Here is a 21,763-nt window from a genome sequence, read left to right as displayed (position 1 = left end):
GTGCAATGCGCTTGGCCGACCTTGCAAACACCGCTCACTATGATCCCGCGATTTGGCGCACCGGTAGGTGACCAGCATACACCGTTCTGTAGCAGGACCACGAACGGTGGCTTCTTCCAAGACCGGTCATTCGCCTGCCATCAACCTTCGCCGCCGTAATGCGCCATGTCTTGTTAATCCGGTGCGATAGCGCTGCGCTACAATCAGCCTTTTGCTGCCGGGCAGCAACTAGAAGGCCATGGTCAATGTTGCCCTGGACATCGTGCTTAAGGTGAGGACAACGCGATGCGCGCCCGAAGGCCAATATGTCCTTGCGCGTAACGGTGGGGGGGGGGCGCAGCCCCGAAAATAGCCGAGCAGAGTTAGGCGGCGACGCGTTTTTCATCCAGCTTGCAAAGCAAGGCATCAACTTCGGAAGCTGGAATTGGTCGACTGAATAGGTAGCCTTGTATCTGGCCGCAGCCTTCGGCACGCAGGATGTCTAGCTGCTCGCTGCTTTCCACGCCCTCGGCTGTAGTTTCCATACCGAGCGCATCGGCCAATGACGTGATCGCCCGGATAATAGCAGTTGCGCCGTCATGGGCAAGCAGATCGACGATGAAGCTACGGTCTATCTTCAACTTGTCGAACGGGAAGCTGCGCAAATAACTAAGCGAAGAATAGCCCGTTCCGAAATCGTCGAGCGCTACCCGCACACCCAGCGCGCGCAAAGAATGAAGGGAGGCCAGCGTGGCTTCAACATTGTCGATAAACAGGCTTTCGGTGATTTCCAGCTCCAGCCGTTGCGGCTCCAGGCCAGACCGCGCAAGTGCCTGCAGAACAATGCTGTTCAGCATTGAATTTCGGAACTGAACCGGTGAAATGTTGACCGCAATTCGGATGTCGCTCGCCCATGTCCCTGCGATACGGCAGGCCTCGTGAAGTACCCATTCGCCGATCGGAATGATGAGCCCTGTTTCCTCTGCCAACGGAATAAAATCGGCCGGCGAAACCATGCCGCGCGCCGGGTGGTTCCAGCGTAACAGCGCTTCAAAGGCTGTAACGCGATTTTGCGAGAGGCCGAACAGAGGCTGAAAATGCAGCTCTAGCTCGCCTTTGTTAAGCGCATCGTGCAAATCTACTTCCATCGCCCTGCGTGCCTGGGCTTCCGCGTCCATTGTGCTTTCGAAAAAGCGGTGACTGGCCTTCCCGTCATGCTTGGCGCGATAAAGCGCAAGATCGGCGTTTTTCAGCAAAGATGTGGCGTCCCGCCCGTCTTGAGGGGCAAGGGAGATACCCACGCTCGTCCCGGTGACAATACGGTGGCCGTTGACTGCGAAGGGTCGACCCAGCGCCTTAACCAGGGAGCGGCCTGTCTGATCGGCGCTTGTACAGCCATCTTGAACGATGATTGCAAATTCGTCGCCGCCAAGGCGGGCGATAAAGCCGTTGGGACAAGTCTGCGTCAATCGCGTTGCAACCTCACACAACAGTGCATCGCCTGTTGGATGACCCAGAGTGTCATTCACGCCCTTGAAATTGTCGAGGTCGAGGCAGAATAATGCAAAGCCGGACCCGCCCGGCCGTTGCAGTGCCAGAGCAATCTGCTCGCGCAGCAATACGCGGTTTGCAAGCCCGGTCAGTGAATCGTGGAAAGCCATATGAGCGATCTGTCGCTCGCGCGTTTCAACAGCATTGACCATGCGGTTGAAACTGCGTGCCAAACGGCCAATTTCGTCGCGCGTTTCTACATTCACTTCGGCATGTTCGCCTGCACTCACCTTTCGAGCGGCGCGTTCCAACGCGACGATAGGTTTTGTGAGGTTACGCGATGCTACCCAAGCACCGACGATTGCCGTGATTCCGCCCAAGCCACCAAAACCGAAGAGCGCCCACAAAATTGGTGAATAGCTAGCGAGCGCATCGGTTAGGCTATATTTCAGCACCAGCAATTCACGGTCGGATTTTATCAGAGTCGGGACGGCCCGGCTCTGGATGAGTATCCGCTTTCCGTCTTGCTCGACCTCGCGTGTCTTGATCCCGACGCCTGATTTGTCTGCCCGCGGTACAAGCTGTGGAGCCAAGTCGATCGACGTCAGCTTGGCCAACGCCTGAAGGTCCCGTGGACCCATATTACGAGCAAACACGACCCACCCCATGAGTGCCGGTGCTTGGATCCGAGCTGCAGCGACCATGTGGCTCTCTCCAGCCCATCGCACAATGCCCTGTTGCTGACCTGCGTCCAATGCATCGTACAGTTGCGTTCGTTCCCGCCCGGAAATTTGCGACAAATCTCCAGCGAGAGTACCATCAACGCCCACGAATATTGCTCGGTCGAGCTGGAACCGCCCCCGAAGACTGTGCAGTGCGGATTCGATTGTCGGCACATCGCCGGTCCCCACAGCCTCACGAAATCCAAAATCCCCGGCCAGTACGTTGCCTGCCTGACCTAATTGATGGAACTGCAAAATCGCAATCCTGTCGAACAGGGCGCTACCAACTGCCATTTCCCGGCGTATGACGCTTTCTGCATAGCTTTCAATCGCCTTGCGCGTACCATAGAGTGACAATATCGATACTGCGACGAATAGCGCGCCGTAGAACATCGTCATCTTCAATGTCAGCGTGGACTGCATCCGCAATATCCATCGCAGCCACGTTCGGCGCAACCTGGCAGACGCGATCATCCGGCGCTGCGCAGAGCTAATGTGATCGTTTTTGTCGCGCTGCCGCGGGGCGGGATCGGAACGTTGATGACCAACTCATTGTCTTTAGCTTTTAGCAGCGGGTGCCATACGGTCATCTTGGCCGTACCGGTGGCGAGGCCGCCGAGATGCGCTTGGCCCGCCGCATTGCTCTTCGTTGCAAAGGGCGTATCGACCACCTTGATGAACCCGCTCATCTGATCGTGAATGTTGCAGCCCAAGGCGACAGCGCCTGCGCTTGTGAAGGTGTAGCTGCGGCTCTCATCCTGGCCAAACAGTTTGATCTCGAACTTTGCGGGCTTGGAGAAAGAATAGATGTGGTGACGAACCTTATCCTTATTGGGAAAACGCACAGTCGCGCCGACAGGCACAATTAGGACATGGGGCACGAACGCGATGTTCTGCTGTACCATGCTGGTGCCCCATGGGAAGCGGATCGGCTCCGACGGTACACCTCCAGCCGGCCGAACTGTAATGACTGCGTCGCTCACCGCTTTGCCCGCGGCATCAACAATTTTCAGGTCGAGATCCCCTGCCAGCGCGGGACTGGAAAGAAGAGAGAGCGATGTGACAAAAAAGCGAAAGATATGCATATGCAGCATCTTAACGCCCAATATTGAATAAATACTTAGTCCGGGCCGAAGGTCGCCAGTGGGCGGTAACATGGTGCGACACACGATTTTTTAACCACGTTTGGCATAACAACACAGCATGACCTATCGCCGCGCTTTAGTATTTGTCGCCACCACACTCACTGTCATTTCTCCGCAAGCAGGTTTTGCCAAATCGCTCCGTCATGGGGGAAAGCTACTGCTCACTAGCGGCATATCCTCGCTGGAGGGGGCTGCGGGCGGCGGGCTTACTCCCTGGGCCGTGATTGCGGGCAACGAAACCAATGAAGGTATTGGCCTTTCGGTGCATGGAACGCTGGTAGAGATGAAGGATTACGACTATCAGAGTGCAGGTATCGCATTGGGGTTCCGTGACCGGTTGGAACTCAGTTACGCGCATCAATATTTCAACACGAATGACATCGGGACCGCGCTGGCCTTAGGTAAGGACTATGGCTTCTCGCAAGATGTGATCGGCGCAAAGTGGCGCGTGGCGGGTGACATTGCCTATGACCGAATGCCCGCTGTTGCTGTGGGCGTGCAGTACAAGAAGAACAATAATGGCGCGGTCGTACGTCTGCTGGGCGCACGCCAGGACGAAGGCGTCGATTACTATGCGTCCATCAGCAAGCTGTTTCTATCGCGTTCCATATTGCTATCAGGCACTGCGCGGTTGACCAAGGCGAACCAACTTGGCCTTCTGGGTTTTGGTGGCGACAAGAACAAAAACTATACGCTTCAGTTGGAAGGATCGGCTGCGTGGCAATTGTCGCGCCATCTGGTGGTGGGCAGCGAATTTCGCAGCAAGCCTGACAATCTCGGCATCGCCAGGGAAGACGACTGGTTTGACGCCTTCGCCGCGCTCGCCGTTACGCGCAATGTGACGGCCACGATTGCCTATACCGACCTTGGGTCAATCGCCACGGTTTCGGGCCAACGCGGCGTCATGTTGTCGCTTCAAACTTCCTTTTAAGGGTTGCCGGTCATGTCACTTCTGTTTGCCTTGCTCCTGCTTCAGGCTTCACCAGTTGCCACATCTCCCGCTCGCCCTTATGCGGTTCCCGGGGAAGAAGCAGTCGATCCGTATACGGTTGAAGATGTTAACGTCGGCGCAAAGCCCTTCGACGGTGATGGCATGGCAGAGGCGTTCCACGGGCAGGAAGGTATACGGCGTATCGTGGACCGCATGGTCACATTGTCCTATGGCGATTCGGAAATCGGTGAAATTTTCAAGTGGCATGATAAAGTCCGGCTCAAGCGCACCTTGTTCGAACAGTTCTGCTACATCCTGAACGCCAGTTGCATATATACTGGACGTGACATGGTGCGTTCGCACAAGGATCTTGGTGTGCACCGCAAGGATATGAATCGGCTGGTCGAATTGCTCCAGCAGGCAATGCGCGAGGAGGGCGTCGACTTCCAGGCGCAGAACCGGCTCTTGTCAAAGCTCGCACCAATGCACCATGATATTGTTGGTCGATGACATCGATCTTCGACCTTAGCACAACCGCAGATACTCAAAACTGAGCGCTTTGGAAGCCATCAGGCAGCCTTCCAGACGCGGTTTAAAATTTCGGCAACTAGCGCAGGTTTGTCGTAAGGCAGAAAGCAACGGTTATTCGCTGTCCTTTCCCCATAGTTGACGTAAGCTGAAAGCTAGGATTGTAGGATCAAAGGGCTTGGTTATGATGCCATTGGCACCCTTGTCACTATAGCGGGCAATATCCGACGCCCGTGCGCTGGCTGTGATGAAGTAGATCGGCAGTTTCGTCATTGTGGGGCGACTGCGCAGCTTTCCAAGCAGTTCGATACCGCTCATGTCGGGCATCATCATATCGATCAGCGCCATGTCTGGCTCGAACCCGCCTGCATCCAGCAGAGCAAGTGCTTCTGCACCAGACGACAAAGACCGCAATTCTATGTTCGGGTCGAGTCGCAGTGCCATTTCGACGATCGTTCTTATGTCGTTCTCGTCATCCACATATAGGATCCGCAGCCTGTCGTTCATGGCCTTTTCTCAGCAGGATGCCGCTGCGTGAGGCTTATGACGGTCTCGACCAGACTGGGTAAGGAGCGTTTCGATTTCAGCAGCACGGCCTTGACGTTCGGTGCGAAGGAAGCAGAGCCTGTATATTGCGCCGAATACACTATGACGGGAATGATCCGGTCCGATCCCGCCCGATCGAGATCGGCCAGGATATCTAGGCCCGACCCATCCGGAAGCGCGATATCCACGATCAGAAGATCGACATTTTGCTCGGCGAGAATATGTCGTGCTGTCGAAAGGTCGCTAGCCTTTGCAATGCGCGCATGACCGCTAAGCGCGCGTGCTGTTAATTCCAGTGTGTCGGTGTCGTCGTCGATGTGCAGAACGAGTGGCATGGCCACCGCCGCACGCTCGACCGCCGTGCCCAAGGCATGATCGAGGCGGGATGAGGCGATAGGCTTGGCAATCCAGTCTATAACATCGAGCGCAGCTGTTTCCTTCGCAGGGAGCGCCGGTATTTCGCTCGCGATTGCAATGATGGGCAGCGATCTATGCTGCGGATCGGCGCGGATATCCTTCAATGTCGCCAAAGCGTTCTGTCCGGCAAACTGAACATCCAATATCAGCGCTACATAGTGGCGATTGGCTAGAGCAGCGAGTGCCGCATTGCGATCGGCCACTACGTCCGTCAGTATCTCCCGGCGGGAGATAGTGGCGCGGATAGTCTCCGCCTCAACCGTATCGCAAAAGAGTAGAAGGCGTGGCGCGCCGATCCTGTCCCTTTGCCTGCTAAAGCCATTCCACAGCGGCACAGTGAACGTGAAAACGCTGCCCGTGCCCGTTGCCGTATTCCGCGCGGGTTCCCACCATATCTGCCCACTATGACTGTGCACAATCTCTCTTGAAATAGCGAGGCCAAGACCTGTACCGGGGGTCGGTCCAATCCGGTGCGCGCTTTGGGCAAAGCGCGTAAACAAACGCTCGCGCAAGTCGGGTGGGATGCCTGGTCCCTGATCGATGACCGCGACTTGGCCGTGGCCGGATTGCGTGTCCAACCGCAATGTAACGGTCCCGCCTTCTGGCGAATAGCTAATAGCATTGGACAGCAAGTTTAGCACGACCTGCATCAGGCGGTCGGTATCGCCATGGATAGGCATAGGACCCGCACCGCTGATCAAGTCGAGATAAATATTGCGCGTCGCCGCCATACCGCGAACAGCATCCAGGCTGCGACCTGCAATATCGTGCATGTCCCATTGCGCGAAATCGAACGTCATCAGGCCGGCCTGCATCTTTTCCACGTCGAGCAGATCGTTGACCAGCCGGATCAGGCGGTGGGCATTATTTTCTGCGATCACCACCAACCGCTGCGCATCGGGCGGAAGTTCTTGGTCCGCCCCGCCGCGCAGCAGCCCAAGAGAACCAAGTATCGAGGTCAACGGGGTGCGCAGCTCATGGCTTATGGTGGAAAGGAACTGATCCCTCATTTGCTCCGCCTTTGCCCGCTCCGAAATGTCACGAAAGGCCGCAACGATATGCATGCCATCATCCAGCGGCATGGTACCCAGTGCCACTTCCACGGGCACGACCGCACCGGTCGCGGTACGGGCTTCCAGCGGGGTACGCAGGGGAGCTGCTATGACATCACCTACCACACCCAGCCTGTCAAGAAACCGACCTTCCCCCGGCGCAATATCGACGATCAGCGACAGGTCGCGTCGCAGCAATTGCTGCGACGGATACCCAAACAGCCGTTCGGCAGCAGGATTGAGCATTTCCATGCTGCCGCTGGGGTTCACCAATATTATGGCATCGAGACTATGACGGAAAATGGCAGTCTGCCGCGCTGTGGCATCGGCCACCTGTTGCTGCGCCCGGTAACGGGCCGCCCTTGCTGCGTGAACAATAAATGCGCCCAGTATCGCCAATATAGCGGACAGGAGCACGACAACCCATGCGGCAGTGCGAATGATAGTGTTACGCTTATCCTCAGCTGCAAGATTCCGGGCGAGCATCGCGTTTTGATCGCGCACCATGGTCGCGACATGAGCGCGAAATTCATCCATGATCGTTTTGCCGCGCCCCTGTATAACCATGGACGCTGCGGCAGCTTGCCCGGCCGCATTCCGTGCCGTCAGTACCCGCTCCATTTCCTTAAACTTCAGGTCGATCAGGCGGCGCAGTTTCGGCAACTGCGCAAAACTACTCGGATCATCGGCCAAGATTCGTTCCAGCGACGCCAGATCTTTGGGAAGTGTGAGACTGGCCCGTCGATAGGGCTCAAGAAAAGTGCGATCACCTGTAATGACATAACCGCGTTGCGCGGTTTCCGCGTCCTGCACAGCCGAGAACACCGATTCGATCGCGATCTGCCGTCGGAATGATTGGTACACAGCATCATTTGTTTGCGCGGCGCGTCGATACTCGCTGGCAAACCAGAGCGTCAAACCAGCCAAAAGCATCGGAATAAGCGATGCGCCAACCATGCTGCGCCATAGGCGCGGTGCCGTAAGTGGCACGGGCATCGCCGTCACAGTGACGATTCTGCGTAGGGATCGATCAGGGGACGCATGGCCAACATAGCCTGCAATCTATTGGTCACGCCAAGTTTGCGAAAAATGGACGTCAAATGTGCTTTGACGGTCGCTTCGGTAAGATTGAGGTCGGCCGCAATCTGTTTGTTGAGATGACCGCTAGCCAGCGCGGACAGCACACGGGACTGCGCCGCCGATAGGCTCTGCAACCGCGCATTGAGATCGGCAATGTTGGCGGGCACTCCAATATTACTGGGGAAAATTTGCTTTCCCGTAAGCAGCATGTCGATGTCGCGCACCAGCTCTTCAAGGGGCTGGGATTTGAAAAGAAAGCCAGCGGCCCCCAAAGCCCGTGCAGTCGCGATGATCGAGGGTTGCGTATAGGCGGACAGAAGCGCGATTGGCGTATCGCTCAGCGCATGCCGCATGCGAAACAGACCGTTGAAGCCAATGCTGTCCGACAAACGATAGTCCAGTACCAGCAGCTTGTAGGGTTTGCGCCGTCGTGCCAAATCTTCGGCGGCTGCTATGGTATCTGCAACATCGACCATATATTCTGGATGACGGATACGTATCGCCATCTGCAATCCTTCCCGGATCAACGGATGGTCGTCCGCCAGTAATATTCGGCCCTCTCGCATATCGTTTCCATTCACCGTCTGCGCGTTGTGTCGGAACGTGTAAGTGATAATACGTATGATTGACGATTTTCGAGAGGGAAGTCCATGATTTTCATGGAAAAACTCTATATTTACCGCTTATGCAGATTATGGACCACAATGCCCTCTATCTCCTGAGTGTGGACGATACTTGCCGTCGACTGATAGAGATGTGGATGACCGACTGCTCATGGTCGTGCCATTATAAGGAAAATGTGGGGCAGTTACTGGCTGATGTCTCGGACCGGGTGCCTGCCATCGTGCTGATCGATAGCGGGGTCGTAAGCGATATTGCGACAACGGTGCGCGCGCTTCGAAGTTTGCTAGGATCGGCGTCTGCGCTGCCGATACTGTTGCTGACACCGCATGTCGAAGAAGCGGGACAGGGTTGCAACGCTGTGCTCCATATGCCGCTAGTGCAGGACAGGCTGCTGGACGCGGTGAGCGAATGGACCGGGCCGCTAGACGACAAAGCATTCCGGTCCTTAGACAATCCTTATTATCGACTGATACGGGTCGTCGGTCAGAGCAGGGCCGCGGGAATGCTGACGCGCTGTATTGCAGCATTGCGCCAGGCACTGGAAAAGATTGCAAAAGGCGCAGCGCCGCAAGCCATTGCCCATGATGTTGCCGGGATGTGCGGAATGATGGGATTTGAGAAGCTCAGCACGGCTTGGTCTGCGGTGGAATATGATGAACCGGATGCGTTGGAAAAGGCCATTGAACTGACGCAGGCGACTATTGAACGTAAACCAAGCCGCTGAATTTCCCACGTTTCTTCCAAAAGAAATTTAGACATTAGTCTAAATATTCTCTATTTGTTCTCATTTTGGAGAACTTTCTTAATCAGATGGCGCGCTTAGTTGATGGCAGTCAAATGGCGGGGAAAGCCTTATGGATATGCGTTTATTTTTGAAGCATGGCGTTGCGGCTCTGGCTGCGGCAGCAAGCATGGGGGTCGCTCCACCGGCTCAGGCGGGCAGCAGCACCGGAACGATCAATGTTCAACTGACGATAACGTCGGCCTGCCTCGTCAACGGAACGGCATCGACCGCGTCGTTCGGATCGGCTGGCACGATCGCATTCCCGAATGAGCCGGGCACGTTCACGCAGACCGATGCGCAACTTGTCGGATCGCTTGGCGATCTAGCCATTCGCTGTTCGCCCGGCACGACGCCGACATTGACGATCGGCAACGGCCTCAACGACGATAGTGGTGTGCGGCGGATGGCGTCGGGTACCAACCGTATCGCATACCGCCTCTACACGGACGCCGGGCGCTCGCAGGAAGTGACTGTCGGTCATAGCATTGCGTTGGGCACGATGGGGCAAACGGCCGTCACTGTGCCGCTTTACGCACGCGCCACGAACAGCGGTGTGCTGCCTGCGGGAGCCTATGCGGATACCGTGCAGGTCACTTTGGCTTGGTAACGTGCACTTGATCGAGACAAGCCATGGCACGTTGTTTTGCCTCCATTATGTCGGTGCCATGCCTATTGTGGACCGCGTGGTCGCCAGCCTATGCGGAACTGACGCGGGATGTGCCGGTGTCTGCCGATGTTGTGGCTGGTTGCCGGATCGCGACGACGGGCAGCGGAGCTTTGGGAAACGCTGACTTCGGCACCCATCCCGGCACAGCCACGACAACGCTTGACGCCACGGTCATCGGTGCCAGCGGGAGCGGTCTGCGTATCGAATGCACGCCGGGGGTAACACTCAGCATCGCAGCCGATGCCGGCGCGCATGCCGTGAGCGGGCAGCGGTATCTGGCCGGTCCGGCAAGCAGCACTCCCGTCGCTTACGATCTTTATGCCAATGGCGGCACGACGCCTTGGACCAGCAACGCGCTCTCGCTGGGCTTTACTGCCGCCAACACGATCCTGACAGTGCCCATCGTCGCCCGCCTCACGCTTCCGGGCAATGCGCGCGCAGGGGCTTACACAGATACAGTCCATGTCACGCTCACATGGTGATTATGCGAAGGACAACGCGATGAAACTACTCGTCATGCCGCTTGGCATACTATGTGCAAGTCTGGCTGCAATCTCACCGGCATTTGCGGCGTCATCGGTGGTGATCTGGCCCATCGATCCCTCAATGGACGTACAGGACAAGGCAACGCCGCTCTGGATCGAAAATCGGGGACGGAACCGGTCACCCTGCAGGTTCGCACCTATCGCTGGGCACAGAACGACAGCGAGAATGTGCATGAGCCACAAAGCGACGTCATCGCGAGCCCGCCAGTCGCGAAGGTCGAGCCAGGCGCAAGACAATTGATCCGCATTATAAAGGTGAACGGCCCCAGCAAGGGTACCGAATCCGCCTATCGCCTGCTGATCGACGAACTGCCGAAGCCGCCTGCGGAAGGAGAGCAAAGTGCGCGGCGTGCCGATCTGGCTGTCCAGATGCGCTATTCCATTCCGCTGTTCGTGCGGGGCGAAACATTGAGTGCAGCGAGCCCGGCTACAGCCCTTGACGCGGCAATGGTTATCGAGCGCGGCCAACGCCACGTCGTAATCCGCAATCGCGGTACCATTCACGCTCGGTTGACGGACCTGCGGCTCTTCACGCGGGGTCATGAAACGGCCGTGCGCGACGGTCTGATCGGTTATGTCCTGCCCGGCGCCACGATATATCTGCCGTTGCCGTCCGATGCGCCAGCCGATGCAGCCGTCCGCGTGGGCGTCAATGGGCAGGATCGTCTGCTGGCATCCGGTACCTGACGCGTGCCTGCGGACCATGGAGGACTGTCTGATCTCGCGCCGCTGCCGCGCACTGGTGCACGCGGTATTGGCGCTCTGCATAGCGGCGATTCCGGTATCGGGTTGGGCTCAGACACCTTCCTTTGCGGATATCGCATCCTCCGCCACGCAGCTTTTCCTGAAAGTCGATGTCAACGGCACGCGCGATGGCCCAGTTGTGTTCGTGGAGCAGCATGGCGAGCAATTTCGTATAAAACGCGACGATTTGCGTGCTGTAGGTCTGCACCTTGAAGGGGCAGCGGAAGATATGATCGATATAACAGCACTTACAGGAGCGAAAGTTGCCTATGATGCCGGACAACAGAGTCTGTCTGTCACCGTACCGCCTTCGCTCTTGCCCACGCAGCAACTGGGCGACATCTCTGCGTCACTAGCGCCTGCCATTTCTGGCAGCGGTGCGCTCATCAGCTATGATTTATACGTCCAGACCATCGGTGGCCGCACAACGGCATCCCTATGGAGCGAACAGCGCATCTTCGGACGTTCGGGCACTGCGTCCAACACCGGCACATTGCGGACATTCCGCGGCGCAGCAAGGTATTTGCGATACGATACGCGGCTGCGCGTGCAGGATGAAGGCCGTGCGCTATCCGCTACCGTGGGCGATCTGGTCACAGGCGCGCTCAGTTGGGGCAGCGCGGTAAGGATGGGCGGCATCCAGATAGGACGCAACTTCCGTATCCGGCCAGATCTCGTGCTGACACCTTTGCCACAATTTGCCGGGCAAGCGAGCGTGCCTTCCGCCGTTGATCTTTTCATCAATGGGCAGCGATCCCGGACAGACAGCGTGCGCCCTGGCCCGTTTCTCCTCGATGCGCGTCCTTCTATCAACGGCGCCGGAGAGGCAGTCGTCGTGACCACCGACGCAGTGGGACGCCGGATCGCCGCCAGCATACCGTTCTATGTTTCCAACGATCTGCTGCGTCCTGGCCTTGTAGATTTTTCACTGGAAGCCGGCGCTCTACGTCGCGACTACGGCCTGCGGTCCTTTGCATATGGCATGGCGGCAGCGAGCAGTGTCGCGCGTGTCGGCATCACGCGTCATCTGACGCTTGAGGCGCAAAGCCAGATATCCCGCAAGGTACAAATGGCGGGAGTGGGGGCAATAGTTGCGCCGGGCGTCTTTGGCACCGTCAATCTCTCTGTCAGTGCCAGCCGCAAAGCGACCGGTGCAAACGGCAAACAAGTCGTCATGGGATATGATTATGTGGGGCGCCGCTTCGGCATCTCCTTGCAACATGTGGAACGAAGCGTGGCCTACAGCGATCTGGCATCGTTCGATTTGGACCTGCTCTCGGCGGCGCGCCGCAGCACCCGTGCCTTTGCATCTGCATCGCTGGATTCCGCTGGATCAATCAGTGCCGGTTATATAGATGCAGTGTATCGCAACGCACCGCGCACCCGCCTGGCCACGGCGTCCTACACGACGACGCTAATGGGGCGTCTTAGCGTAATTGCAAGCGCTGACGTAGATGTTAGGACTGGACGTGCAGGTGGACAGTTCCGTCTGCTTTTGCCGTTCGGTCGAAACAGCGTGTCGGCGGGCGTGCAGCGCACATCGACCGGCACAACTCGCACGCAGGCCGATTTCGTTCGATCCATCCACAGCGAAGGCGGCGTGGGGATGTCCGCCAGTATCGCACGCGAAGAAAAAAGTGGGACGCTTGCACAAGGTGAAGCTGTGTGGCGCACGCCTGTCGCTCAATTGACGGCAGGAGGATCGCGAGGGCGCAGCGACACCGCACTTTGGGGCAGTGCGAGTGGGTCGCTGATCGTTCTCGGCGGGCAGGTTATGCCAACCGCACAAGTCAGCGACGCCTTTGCACTCGTCTCCACCGATGGCATACAAGGTGTGCCGGTTTATTATGAAAATCAGCGTGTCGGTGTGAGCAATCGTCATGGGTACGCTTTCGTACCTAGCGTTACATCGCATTATTCGGGTCGATACAGCATCGACCCGATGGCGCTTGACCAGACTATTTCGGTGCCGGTTGCCGAAAAGCGCGTAAACATTCGTACCGGCGGCGGCGCTGTCGTCCATTTCGCGCTTGGCAAGCAACGTGCCATCGCCCTGACACTAATCGATGGCATAAACCGCCCACTTCCGGTCGGCAGCATTGTCGAAAAGATAGGGCCGGAGGGCTCCGTGGTGGTCGGCTGGGATGGCCTATTATATCTTGAAAATGTACAATCTGGTGCGGTTCTCGATGTGCTTCGCGCCGATGGCGGGCACTGCCGTGCATTAGTGCCGACGCTTTCAACAGAATCTGTAACGCCCTCGGTGGTGTCATGCCTGTAATCGTTCCATTGGTCCGTATCCTTATGATCATATTCGGATTAATGGCTTTGCCTGAAACGGCATCAGCGGCTTGCACGGTTAGCGCTGTCAGCGGTAGTCTCGGCACGCAGTCATCCTATAGCGTCCAGACAGGCGGCGCTGCACGTACCAAGATTGGTGCGGGCTTCACGTGTTCCGGAGCACTCATCACGCTTGTATCCAGCAACAGTGCGAATGCAACGATGACCACCACGAACCAGTTCAAGCTCAAGCGTGCAGGAAGCAGCGACGCTATACAGTACGCAGTATCTGCCGATCCGGGTGGCACATTGCCATTTTCCAACAACAGCACCGTCAACTATATGAGTTCTTCAACGCTGGCGTTGCTGGGCATATTGGATCAGGGCAATTTTGCGCCATCCATCTACATCCTGCCACAGTCCGGTGCCAACGTATCGGCTGGGACCTATACCGATACAATGCGTATCGACTGGGTGTGGTCGGTTTGCCATGGTGTCAACGTCCTGGGTATCTGCATCCTAAGCGAAAATGGCACGGGAACGGCCCTTGTTACCCTGACGATGATTGTCAGTGCCGATTGCCGGATCAGCGTGCAGCCGATCAGCTTCGGCTCGGCTGCGTTGGTCGATCAATTTACCGAGAAAAGCGGCAGCTTTGCTGTGGATTGCACCAAGGACAGCACGTTCAGCATTAGCGTTACCAATGGCAATTCAGGCGCATCGACGCCATGGCGGAAGATGAGTAATGGCTCTGGCGGAACGCTGGACTATAATATTTACTGGGCCGATGGGCACACCATATGGAATGCCGCCGCACCCGTCGTCGGTGCTGCACCCGGCATAGGTGCTGCCGTGCCGGGGCAAAATTATCTGTTCAAGGCCCGCATCAATCCTGCGCAGATCGCTCCGCCGGCGGGGCATTACACCGATTTAGTAAGCGTACTGGTGATGTTTTAGACTGATTGGATAAAGATCGTTCGATTGGTTCGCGGCTATGGGGGCAGCAAGACAAGCGTTCAAACGCAAATTGCCGGATCGCTGAGCGAAAGCACGGCGTCCTGAAGCGAACGCTAGAGCACCAGCGCAATCCGTAGCTATCGGCTAAATGCAACTGAAGTCATCGAGATATCTGGACCTCAACGAATTTGGACCAAGGACGGCTTTCCGAACTGTAACGCGGTCATAATGGAACGTCGAGGCTCAGTTCCCCATGCGGTGGTTCTCAGGCAGTCACGCGCCACGATGCGTCTTGCAAATCACCGCTCGACGGCGTCTCCCACGCCAATGAGCTGACTGCTGGCCAGCATGAACAGCCCGCGCTTGCCTCTTGCCCGTGCCTAGAGCCCCCCTTCAAGGGCCACAGGGACAATAATTCAGCGAAGTTGTCGTTGTCACACAGAAACTCGACTTCGTTACACTTTTATCTCTTGACTAGGCCACAAAGCGAAGTGCACTTTGATATTCAGGCGATTAAGCAGAACGGATTCGAATAACGATCCTCTTATCCGCTGAGGGCTAATGTCGGTCGTTTTCGACCATCCAAAAAGTACGGCGTCTGCAGGCTTGATCGGTCCAGGATGAAGATTGCGACGAGCGGCTGCCGTGATCGCTGAGAATTGATGCATGGGACAGACAATTTGTCTTGCTCATTCAAAAGTGCTGGCTGGGGGAAATTTGATGAGCAGCAATATACACTTTATGTATCTATCACGCTCGGCGATAGCAGCATCGTTGGCCGTTTTAGCTTTGTTGCCCTTGCCTGTGCATGCTAAAAATGCCGGCACGCCGATTGCCGACATAGTGATTAGTAACGGAAAGATATTCTCTTCCATCGCCAGTAAACCGTGGGGCGAAGCGCTTGCGATCAAAGATAAAAAGATTATCGCTATCGGTTCAACGCAGGATATAAAAGAATATATTGACCTAGCACCGAGGTAATTGACGCTCAAAAACATCTAGTCATTCCTGGTATTATTGATGCTCATGTCCATCTTTCAAATTCCATAAAAGATATCATAGCCTTCAACTGCTCGTCTCCAAACGATGCCAGCCTTGATCAACTTATAGTGAATGTTGCGGCATGCGCTAAAGGGCGCAAGCCCGGTGAATGGGTGACGGTCAATGCGTATAGCAGCCGCCTGATACCGCAACTGACCGCATCGGATGCCTTGCAGAAGTTGGATGCGGCGACGCCCGATAACCCAGTGGTTATTCGCAGCGACTCCGTTCATGATCGCTGGGTGAACTCGGCGGCCCTTAAACTTGCCAATATCACCAAGCAAACGACAGTCGCTGACGGCACGATCGGGAAAGATCCGAGCAGCGGTGAACTTAACGGGCTGTTGATAGAGTGGGGTGCGGCTGGTTTGGTCGACACGATCAGCCCGCTGGGTAAATTCAACAGCACTGACGACAGTGGACTTCTCGAACAAGGCGCGGTCTTGCTCAACAGCTTTGGGGTTACTGGCTGGGTAGAGGCCATGTCCTCCGTGTAAAGCGCTGCGGCGTATCGCAAAGCTGACGAAAGTGGCAATTTTCACGGTCGGGTGGGCATCTCCATCCTACTGGACCCTAACAAGGTTGCGCCGTCCGAACTGCCAGCTCTTTTCAAGGCCGCATCGGCTTCTGATGATGCCCATCTCTCCACCAAGTTTGCGAAGATATTTCTGGACGGTACTCCGGTTACGCAGACAGCGTCAGTGTTGGAGCCTTACTTGCCCAACAAGGAACATGGCGCGCATTATCATGGGGAGCAAAAGGTTTCACAGGATCTGCTCAATCAGACTGTTACCGCTCTCGATGCGCTTGGCGTATCGGTTAAGATGCACGTCACAGGCGATGGCTCGGTGCGTGAAGCCCTCAATGCAGTCATGGCAGCCAGAGCTGCCAACGGCAATCGTGGCCCCACGCACACCTTGGCACACGCCGGACATCTCGCGCCGGAAGATATCAGGCGCTTCGCCACGTTGAATGTCGCTTTTGAAGCGTCGCCAACGATGTGGTTTCCAGGACCAATCATGGACGCCATGATCGCTATGCTCGGTAAGGACAGGGCCGAGAACTTCTGGCTGTTCCGCACCTATATGAAGAATGGAGCGCTGGTTGCCGGGGGCACCGACTGGAAAACGATCCCGGGAGAATATTCTGATCTATGGTCGGGGATCGAGGGCATGGTCACGCGCCGCAATCCAACCGGCAAATTTCCCGGTGTCCTGCATCCTGAAGAGGCGTTGGATGTTGCAACCGCCTTGCAACTCTACACGATCAATTCCGCAAGGGTCCTTCGCGTCGATGATGTTGCCGGCTCGCTGGAGCCAGGAAAGTCGGCCGACGTCGTCATCCTGAATCAGGATATATTTACGGTAAACCCCGACTGTATTTCAGAAACCGCGCCACTTATGACCGTCTTTGAAGGGGCAGTTGTCTATAAAAATCCCAAAAAGGATGCTCCTGCCTGCTCCTAAGACAATAGACCAACAAAGACGATTGAATGAATTTGATTAATTGCATCGAGTAATATTCAAATAAGGGGGAATTATATGAAAAATGACAAGATGTCTTTGATTAGACTACTTTCGACGGCTGCAATATTGTCGGTGGGATCGGCGCCTGCATGGGCGCAGGATCAAGCGGGTGCATCAACCTCGTCCGCTTCCGACGCGACTGGCGGCGAAATCATCGTGACGGCACAAAAGCGTTCGCAGTCGATCAACAATGTCGGAATGTCGATCACTGCAGCTACGGGCGACGAACTTCTGGCAAAAGGCGTGGTCGACGTTTCGCAGTTGTCCAAGATCGTGCCGGGCTTCAACTATAACCTGACTGCCTACGGAACACCGGTCTATACAATCCGCGGTGTCGGGTTCCAGGATAACAGTCTCGGCGCCAGCCCGACCGTCAGCGTGTATGTGGATGAAGCGCCTGTCGCCTTTTCATCGCAAACGCTGGGGGCGGCGCTTGATATCGAACGCGTCGAAGTCTTGAAGGGACCGCAGGGCACATTGTTCGGTGGAAATTCGACCGGCGGTGCAATCAACTATATTGCCGCGAAGCCCACGGATTCCTTCAAATGGGGCGTTGACGCATCCTATGGCCGCTTCAATACCGTCGATCTTTCGGGATTTGTCAGCGGCCCGATTAGCGACACATTGAAAGTGCGCGTGGCTGCCAGAACGCAACAGGCCAACGCCTGGCAATATAGCTATACGCGCGATGATCAGATCGGCGTTGTGAACCAGTTCATCGGTCGCATCCTGGCTGATTGGACCCCGACCGACAATCTCAAGATCTCGCTAAATGTGAACGGATGGCGGGACCGTTCCGACACTCCGGCCGCCCAGGCGGTCAAGCTTTCGCCGACAAGTCCTTTTCCGCCGCCATCGGCAGCGCTTGTGAACTATCCTCTTTCACCTCGAAACAGCCGGGCTGCTGATTGGGACCCAGGCATTTCGTTCAGACAGGATAGCCACTTTTATCAGGCCTCGGGACGTATCGATCTCGATCTGTCCTCCGACATCGTGCTGACCTCGATCACCTCTTATCAGAAGTATAAGAGATTTCAGCCGATGGATACGGATGGCACGGCCCTGGCCAATTTCCGTATTGGATTGAAGGGGGGCACGTCGACCTTCTTCCAGGAGTTGCGCGTCGCCGGTAATGCTCCGGGCGTTAACTGGATGCTTGGCGCGAACTATCAGAGAGATAAAATCCACGATATCAATACCTTCTTCATTCCTTTCGCAGTTACGTCATTCCTGGGTAATCCTGAAAATGTGTCGCGGCAGACTGTCGATACGAAGGCTGTCTTCGCCAATGGCGATTATGAAATTATGGATGGCCTGACAGTTCTCGGTGGAATTCGTTACACCGAAGCGGATCGTGATTATCGCGGCTGCACACAGGACTATGACGGCACGGTTGCAGGTTCGGGCTTCTTCCCAGGAGCGACGCGCGGGAGCTGCATCACGCTCCTCAACAACTTCACACTAGGCGAAGTGACTGACACACTCGACCAAAATAATATCTCCTGGAAAGCCGGCCTGAACTACAAGCCTTCCAACGGCACGCTTTTGTACGCCAACGTCAGTAGGGGCTACAAGTCCGGCAGCTATCCTATTCTGTCGCTGGCGTTCGAGCCGCAATCGAGCCCGGTGACGCAGGAAAGTGTCTTAGCCTATGAAGTCGGCGCGAAGCTCAATCTGGGCTCGACGCTGCAACTGAATGGTGCCGCGTTCTACTATGATTACACCAACAAGCAGATCCGCGGCAGGGGCGTATTCGCTATCTTTGGTGTGCTTGAGCTGCTGGTGAATATACCACAGTCGCGCGTTATTGGTTTCGAATTGGATGCTGCCTGGAAGCCGATCACCGGCCTGACGATTGCCCCGTCGGTAACGATGGTCGATTCCAAAATTCGTGGCAACTTCACGAACTTTGATGTCGCTGGAAATCAGGAGAACTTTAGCGGCCAGGCATTTCCTTTTACGCCGAAATGGTCGGGCAATACGGATATCGAATATCGTTGGGCGATGCGTAGCGATTTGACCGCATTCGTGGGTGGTAATGTGAACTACCAGTCGGTCAGCTACGGCGATCTGGCCCGCTCTGCGCCCTTCAAGATTGCCAGCTATGCGCTCGTTGATTTGCGCGCCGGTATTGAAGGGGACAAATGGACAGCAAGTCTCTGGGGCCGGAACGTCTTCAACAAGACGTATGAAACGTCGACAGGCAACATTGGCGACTTCATTACACGCTATGCGGGCCGCCCAGCAACCTATGGCGTACGCCTGAGCTATCGCTACTGACTTTGTCTCAGGGTCGTTATCGCAATGGTTTAGGCCAGGGCGGTAATGACCTGAAAGGCGCCTTTTGCGACAGCGAATATCCAATCCCAAACCAAGTGGACGATCGGTATGAAAACGAAATACACCGCCGGGCTCATTCCGATCGCCCTGGCTTTTGCTGCACCCGGTGTCAGTGCAGAGGTTCCAGGATCGGCGGGTCAAAAGGATCTGGTGAGCGCTCATGCAGCATGGCTCGCCAGGGTGAATGCCAATGACCAGGTTGAAGGCGTCAAGGATTTTACAGACGATGCTCTGATCGTCGGAGGGGAAGGCCCCATCGTCGAAGGCCGTGACGCTGTTCGCGACTATGTGGCAATATTAGGAGGGCGTCCTGGGTTTAACGTTGCCTTTGATCTTGAGCGTGCGACGGTCTCGTCAGACGGGGCAATTGGATATGTTATCGGCAGCGCCATGATTACTTCGCTCGACAGTAACAGGCGGCGGGTAGGGGGGCGCGTGCGGCTCCTGACAGTTTGGCGAAAAATTGACGGCGTTTGGAAGTGCTATATCGATGCACCTCTATCGGTGCCCTCTTGACCTCTGGCGATATCACGCACTTCAGCCGTTTGACGTCCAATCATTATTGAAAAAGACCATATTGTTGCCGCGGGTCGGTAACGATCATGGTCTTTTTCGGTGTTCGCTTACCGTTAAATGTTCGCGCGCTATCGTTTTGCCACGCTATTCTCAGGCTATTGTGCCACCGCGATCGTGCTGTCTGCACGCGATCGGCTAGACGCGATTAAACTGACAGTCTTTCGTGCCTCACTCGTGATGGTCGGGCTGTGACGCATCTCCAAAAGGGGTGGCAGATAATTCGCCAGATAAGATGTTGAGCCAATGATTGCCTGATCGAGCATTTGCTGGGTGATAATGCCATCTTCCAACACCGAAAGGCTGAAAAAGGTATCAGCAATCTGAACGGCGTAGAAGCAAGTCAGCACCGGGTCTTTCATTTGGGGAAGGTGGTAGAAGGATTCCAAAGCGCTGCTCAACACGGCGCCAAAACGCAAATCGTCATGACAGGCTGCTCGCTTGATATCGGACGCACTTTGGGGACCGAGCAGCAACTGACGGGCTGCGGCGTCTGAATTGAAATAGGCGGCCGAGGCTCGCAAGAAGGTGGTGACGCAATCCTGCCAACGCTCATAGGCAATGGCCTCTGGCGCCATCAGGCTCATTTCGTCAGCGATATTCCGAGCCAGCTCTTTGTAAAGCACGCGTATATCGGGGAAAAAATGGTAAGTTGAGCTTGTGGGAATTGCCGCGCGTTCGGCAATCATCGGTAGGGTGATTTCGTGCATTGCGCGCTCCTCAAGCAATGCGCGCGCTGCCGTCAGTAATGCTTCTCGCCGCGCTCGGCCGCGGGCCTGTGTGTATCTCTTATTATTTCGGGTTTCTGCCATGTAGAGCGGTATATCGGGAGCTCTGAACTGCGACAACCACAATAGAGTCGGATCCGCACAGCGTCTTGTTGCCAAGTGGCTCTGGCTAAAAAGTAGCGGAGCCAATGCTCGAGATCGTTCTGCTACCCCCTACCGATAGCCAGCCTATATCAACGCCGGCTTCCTGTGAATTCCGCATTCTTCGCGAAGTGACGAGCGTGCATCCGACGAAAAAGGAGCCGCGGCATTCTTCGCAGCAGGACTTGCAAGCTCACAGCAAATTCCGACGGTGCTGCCCCGCGCCATCCCATCCCAGCTTCTGCCACTCCCATTTGAAATTTGAATGGTGGCTGAGTGCGGCGACCACGGGGTATAGGGTGTGCACTTGCTGCTCTCCATACATCAGTAGCTCAGAGGTGACCCGCTCCCGCGATTACCCCATGTTCGTTCAGCCAACCGAGACATGGCAGCAAGGCGCCGCATCCAAACCGTTCTTGAGACGATTGCGTGTTCCCAAAAGCACCATAATCTCCCCGGCGAGGTGGAACCCGACGAAAACCAGAATAAGTGTATCACTCCTGTTCAGCCTCTGGCTGGTCCGGTTATGGCTAACCCACGCTAGGCGGTGTAATCATCGATGGCGTTTAATATGCCCGGATCCTCGATGCCCGCAGCATCAGCCCCCTGATGGCTCGCTATGAGCAGGGGCCGCTAATTTTTTCGAAGAAACTTTCCTAGGAAAATCCAATGTGAGGACTCTATTGGGACAAGGGTGCCCTGCGAAGAGATTTTATGGCGAAACCAGCTGACAGACCTGCGCTCGCGAATTGGATTGGTGCCTCGGTCATGCCGCACGAGCCCAAGGTGATCTGCCCCCTTCTGAGTGGTCCAGAATCTCTGTTATTTTGGATTATGAAGGAGTTTGGAAATGGGCAAGAGGCACAAGCCGGAAGAGATTATCGGCAAGCTGCGTGAGGCTGAGATCGTGTTGGCGCAGGGC

At 56.0% G+C, this 21,763-nt stretch carries 17 protein-coding genes and 1 pseudogene; 12 read left to right on the top strand and 6 right to left on the bottom strand.

The window, feature by feature from the left end:
* Positions 1 to 362: 362 nt before the first annotated feature.
* Positions 363 to 2,111 carry an EAL domain-containing protein gene (locus QMG56_RS18940; RefSeq protein ID WP_281824130.1) on the bottom strand — a complete coding sequence of 583 codons (1,749 nt, stop codon included), beginning with the start codon at positions 2,109 to 2,111 and terminating at the stop codon, positions 363 to 365.
* Positions 2,112 to 2,662: 551 nt separating this feature from the next.
* Positions 2,663 to 3,286, bottom strand: coding sequence for a methylamine utilization protein (locus QMG56_RS18935; RefSeq protein WP_281824074.1), 624 nt, complete (start codon positions 3,284 to 3,286; stop codon positions 2,663 to 2,665).
* Between the two features lie 109 nt (positions 3,287 to 3,395).
* Between QMG56_RS18935 and QMG56_RS18930 the strand changes: the two genes are divergently transcribed.
* A complete protein-coding gene (locus tag QMG56_RS18930; RefSeq protein WP_281824072.1) occupies positions 3,396 to 4,268 on the top strand; it encodes a DUF3034 family protein in 873 nt (290 codons plus the stop codon).
* A 30-nt stretch (positions 4,269 to 4,298) separates the two neighbouring features.
* The gene (locus tag QMG56_RS18925) at positions 4,299 to 4,778 is read left to right on the top strand and encodes a group 1 truncated hemoglobin (RefSeq protein WP_309298585.1); all 480 of its coding nucleotides are present in this window, start codon (positions 4,299 to 4,301) and stop codon (positions 4,776 to 4,778) included.
* A 132-nt stretch (positions 4,779 to 4,910) separates the two neighbouring features.
* On the opposite strand, the gene QMG56_RS18920 is transcribed toward QMG56_RS18925, so the two are convergent.
* Genes QMG56_RS18920 through QMG56_RS18910 form a run of 3 tightly spaced genes read right to left on the bottom strand, consistent with a single transcriptional unit; the run spans position 4,911 to position 8,457 of the window.
* The gene (locus tag QMG56_RS18920) at positions 4,911 to 5,303 is read right to left on the bottom strand and encodes a response regulator (protein WP_281824069.1); all 393 of its coding nucleotides are present in this window, start codon (positions 5,301 to 5,303) and stop codon (positions 4,911 to 4,913) included.
* Positions 5,300 to 7,807: a CHASE3 domain-containing protein gene (locus QMG56_RS18915; protein ID WP_281824128.1), complete on the bottom strand. Its 2,508-nt coding sequence runs from the start codon at positions 7,805 to 7,807 to the stop codon at positions 5,300 to 5,302. The genes QMG56_RS18920 and QMG56_RS18915 overlap by 4 nt, the downstream gene beginning before the upstream one ends.
* Positions 7,808 to 7,812: 5 nt before the next feature.
* Positions 7,813 to 8,457: a response regulator transcription factor gene (locus tag QMG56_RS18910; RefSeq protein WP_281824067.1), complete on the bottom strand. Its 645-nt coding sequence runs from the start codon at positions 8,455 to 8,457 to the stop codon at positions 7,813 to 7,815.
* 128 nt (positions 8,458 to 8,585) lie between these two features.
* Between QMG56_RS18910 and QMG56_RS18905 the strand changes: the two genes are divergently transcribed.
* The 10 genes and pseudogenes from QMG56_RS18905 (at position 8,586) to QMG56_RS18860 (ending at position 19,915) form a co-directional block, all read left to right on the top strand.
* A complete protein-coding gene (locus tag QMG56_RS18905; RefSeq protein WP_281824065.1) occupies positions 8,586 to 9,239 on the top strand; it encodes an Hpt domain-containing protein in 654 nt (217 codons plus the stop codon).
* 130 nt (positions 9,240 to 9,369) lie between these two features.
* Positions 9,370 to 9,906, top strand: a complete 537-nt coding sequence (locus QMG56_RS18900) for a spore coat U domain-containing protein (protein ID WP_230189542.1) — start codon at positions 9,370 to 9,372, stop codon at positions 9,904 to 9,906.
* A gap of 23 nt (positions 9,907 to 9,929) precedes the next feature.
* The gene (locus QMG56_RS18895) at positions 9,930 to 10,448 is read left to right on the top strand and encodes a spore coat U domain-containing protein (protein WP_281824063.1); all 519 of its coding nucleotides are present in this window, start codon (positions 9,930 to 9,932) and stop codon (positions 10,446 to 10,448) included.
* Between the two features lie 51 nt (positions 10,449 to 10,499).
* Entirely contained in the window at positions 10,500 to 11,198 is a 699-nt protein-coding gene (locus QMG56_RS18890; RefSeq protein ID WP_281824061.1) for a molecular chaperone, read from the top strand.
* A 16-nt stretch (positions 11,199 to 11,214) separates the two neighbouring features.
* Complete coding sequence (locus QMG56_RS18885; RefSeq protein ID WP_281824059.1) at positions 11,215 to 13,536, top strand: fimbria/pilus outer membrane usher protein; 2,322 nt, start codon at positions 11,215 to 11,217, stop codon at positions 13,534 to 13,536.
* Positions 13,537 to 13,577: 41 nt separating this feature from the next.
* Positions 13,578 to 14,492 (top strand): spore coat U domain-containing protein, encoded by a 915-nt coding sequence (locus QMG56_RS18880; protein ID WP_281824058.1) that lies wholly within the window; start codon positions 13,578 to 13,580, stop codon positions 14,490 to 14,492.
* Between the two features lie 666 nt (positions 14,493 to 15,158).
* The gene (locus QMG56_RS18875) at positions 15,159 to 15,473 is read left to right on the top strand and encodes a hypothetical protein (protein ID WP_281824057.1); all 315 of its coding nucleotides are present in this window, start codon (positions 15,159 to 15,161) and stop codon (positions 15,471 to 15,473) included.
* Positions 15,473 to 16,999 (top strand): annotated as a pseudogene (locus QMG56_RS18870) (amidohydrolase). The gene QMG56_RS18875 and the pseudogene QMG56_RS18870 overlap by 1 nt, the downstream one beginning before the upstream one ends.
* A 75-nt stretch (positions 17,000 to 17,074) precedes the next feature.
* Entirely contained in the window at positions 17,075 to 19,339 is a 2,265-nt protein-coding gene (locus tag QMG56_RS18865; RefSeq protein WP_281824056.1) for a TonB-dependent receptor, read from the top strand.
* A 108-nt stretch (positions 19,340 to 19,447) separates the two neighbouring features.
* On the top strand, positions 19,448 to 19,915 hold the full coding sequence (locus QMG56_RS18860) for a DUF4440 domain-containing protein (protein WP_281824055.1): 468 nt from the start codon (positions 19,448 to 19,450) through the stop codon (positions 19,913 to 19,915).
* A 155-nt stretch (positions 19,916 to 20,070) separates the two neighbouring features.
* Here the strand turns inward: QMG56_RS18860 and QMG56_RS18855 are convergent, their stop codons facing one another.
* Positions 20,071 to 20,784: a TetR/AcrR family transcriptional regulator gene (locus QMG56_RS18855; RefSeq protein ID WP_281824053.1), complete on the bottom strand. Its 714-nt coding sequence runs from the start codon at positions 20,782 to 20,784 to the stop codon at positions 20,071 to 20,073.
* Positions 20,785 to 21,763 lie beyond the last annotated feature (979 nt).

The sequence above is a fragment of the Sphingobium sp. BS19 genome (genome assembly GCF_027925545.1).
Lineage (GTDB): Bacteria > Pseudomonadota > Alphaproteobacteria > Sphingomonadales > Sphingomonadaceae > Sphingobium.
This window is presented reverse-complemented; position numbering and strand designations above follow the sequence as displayed.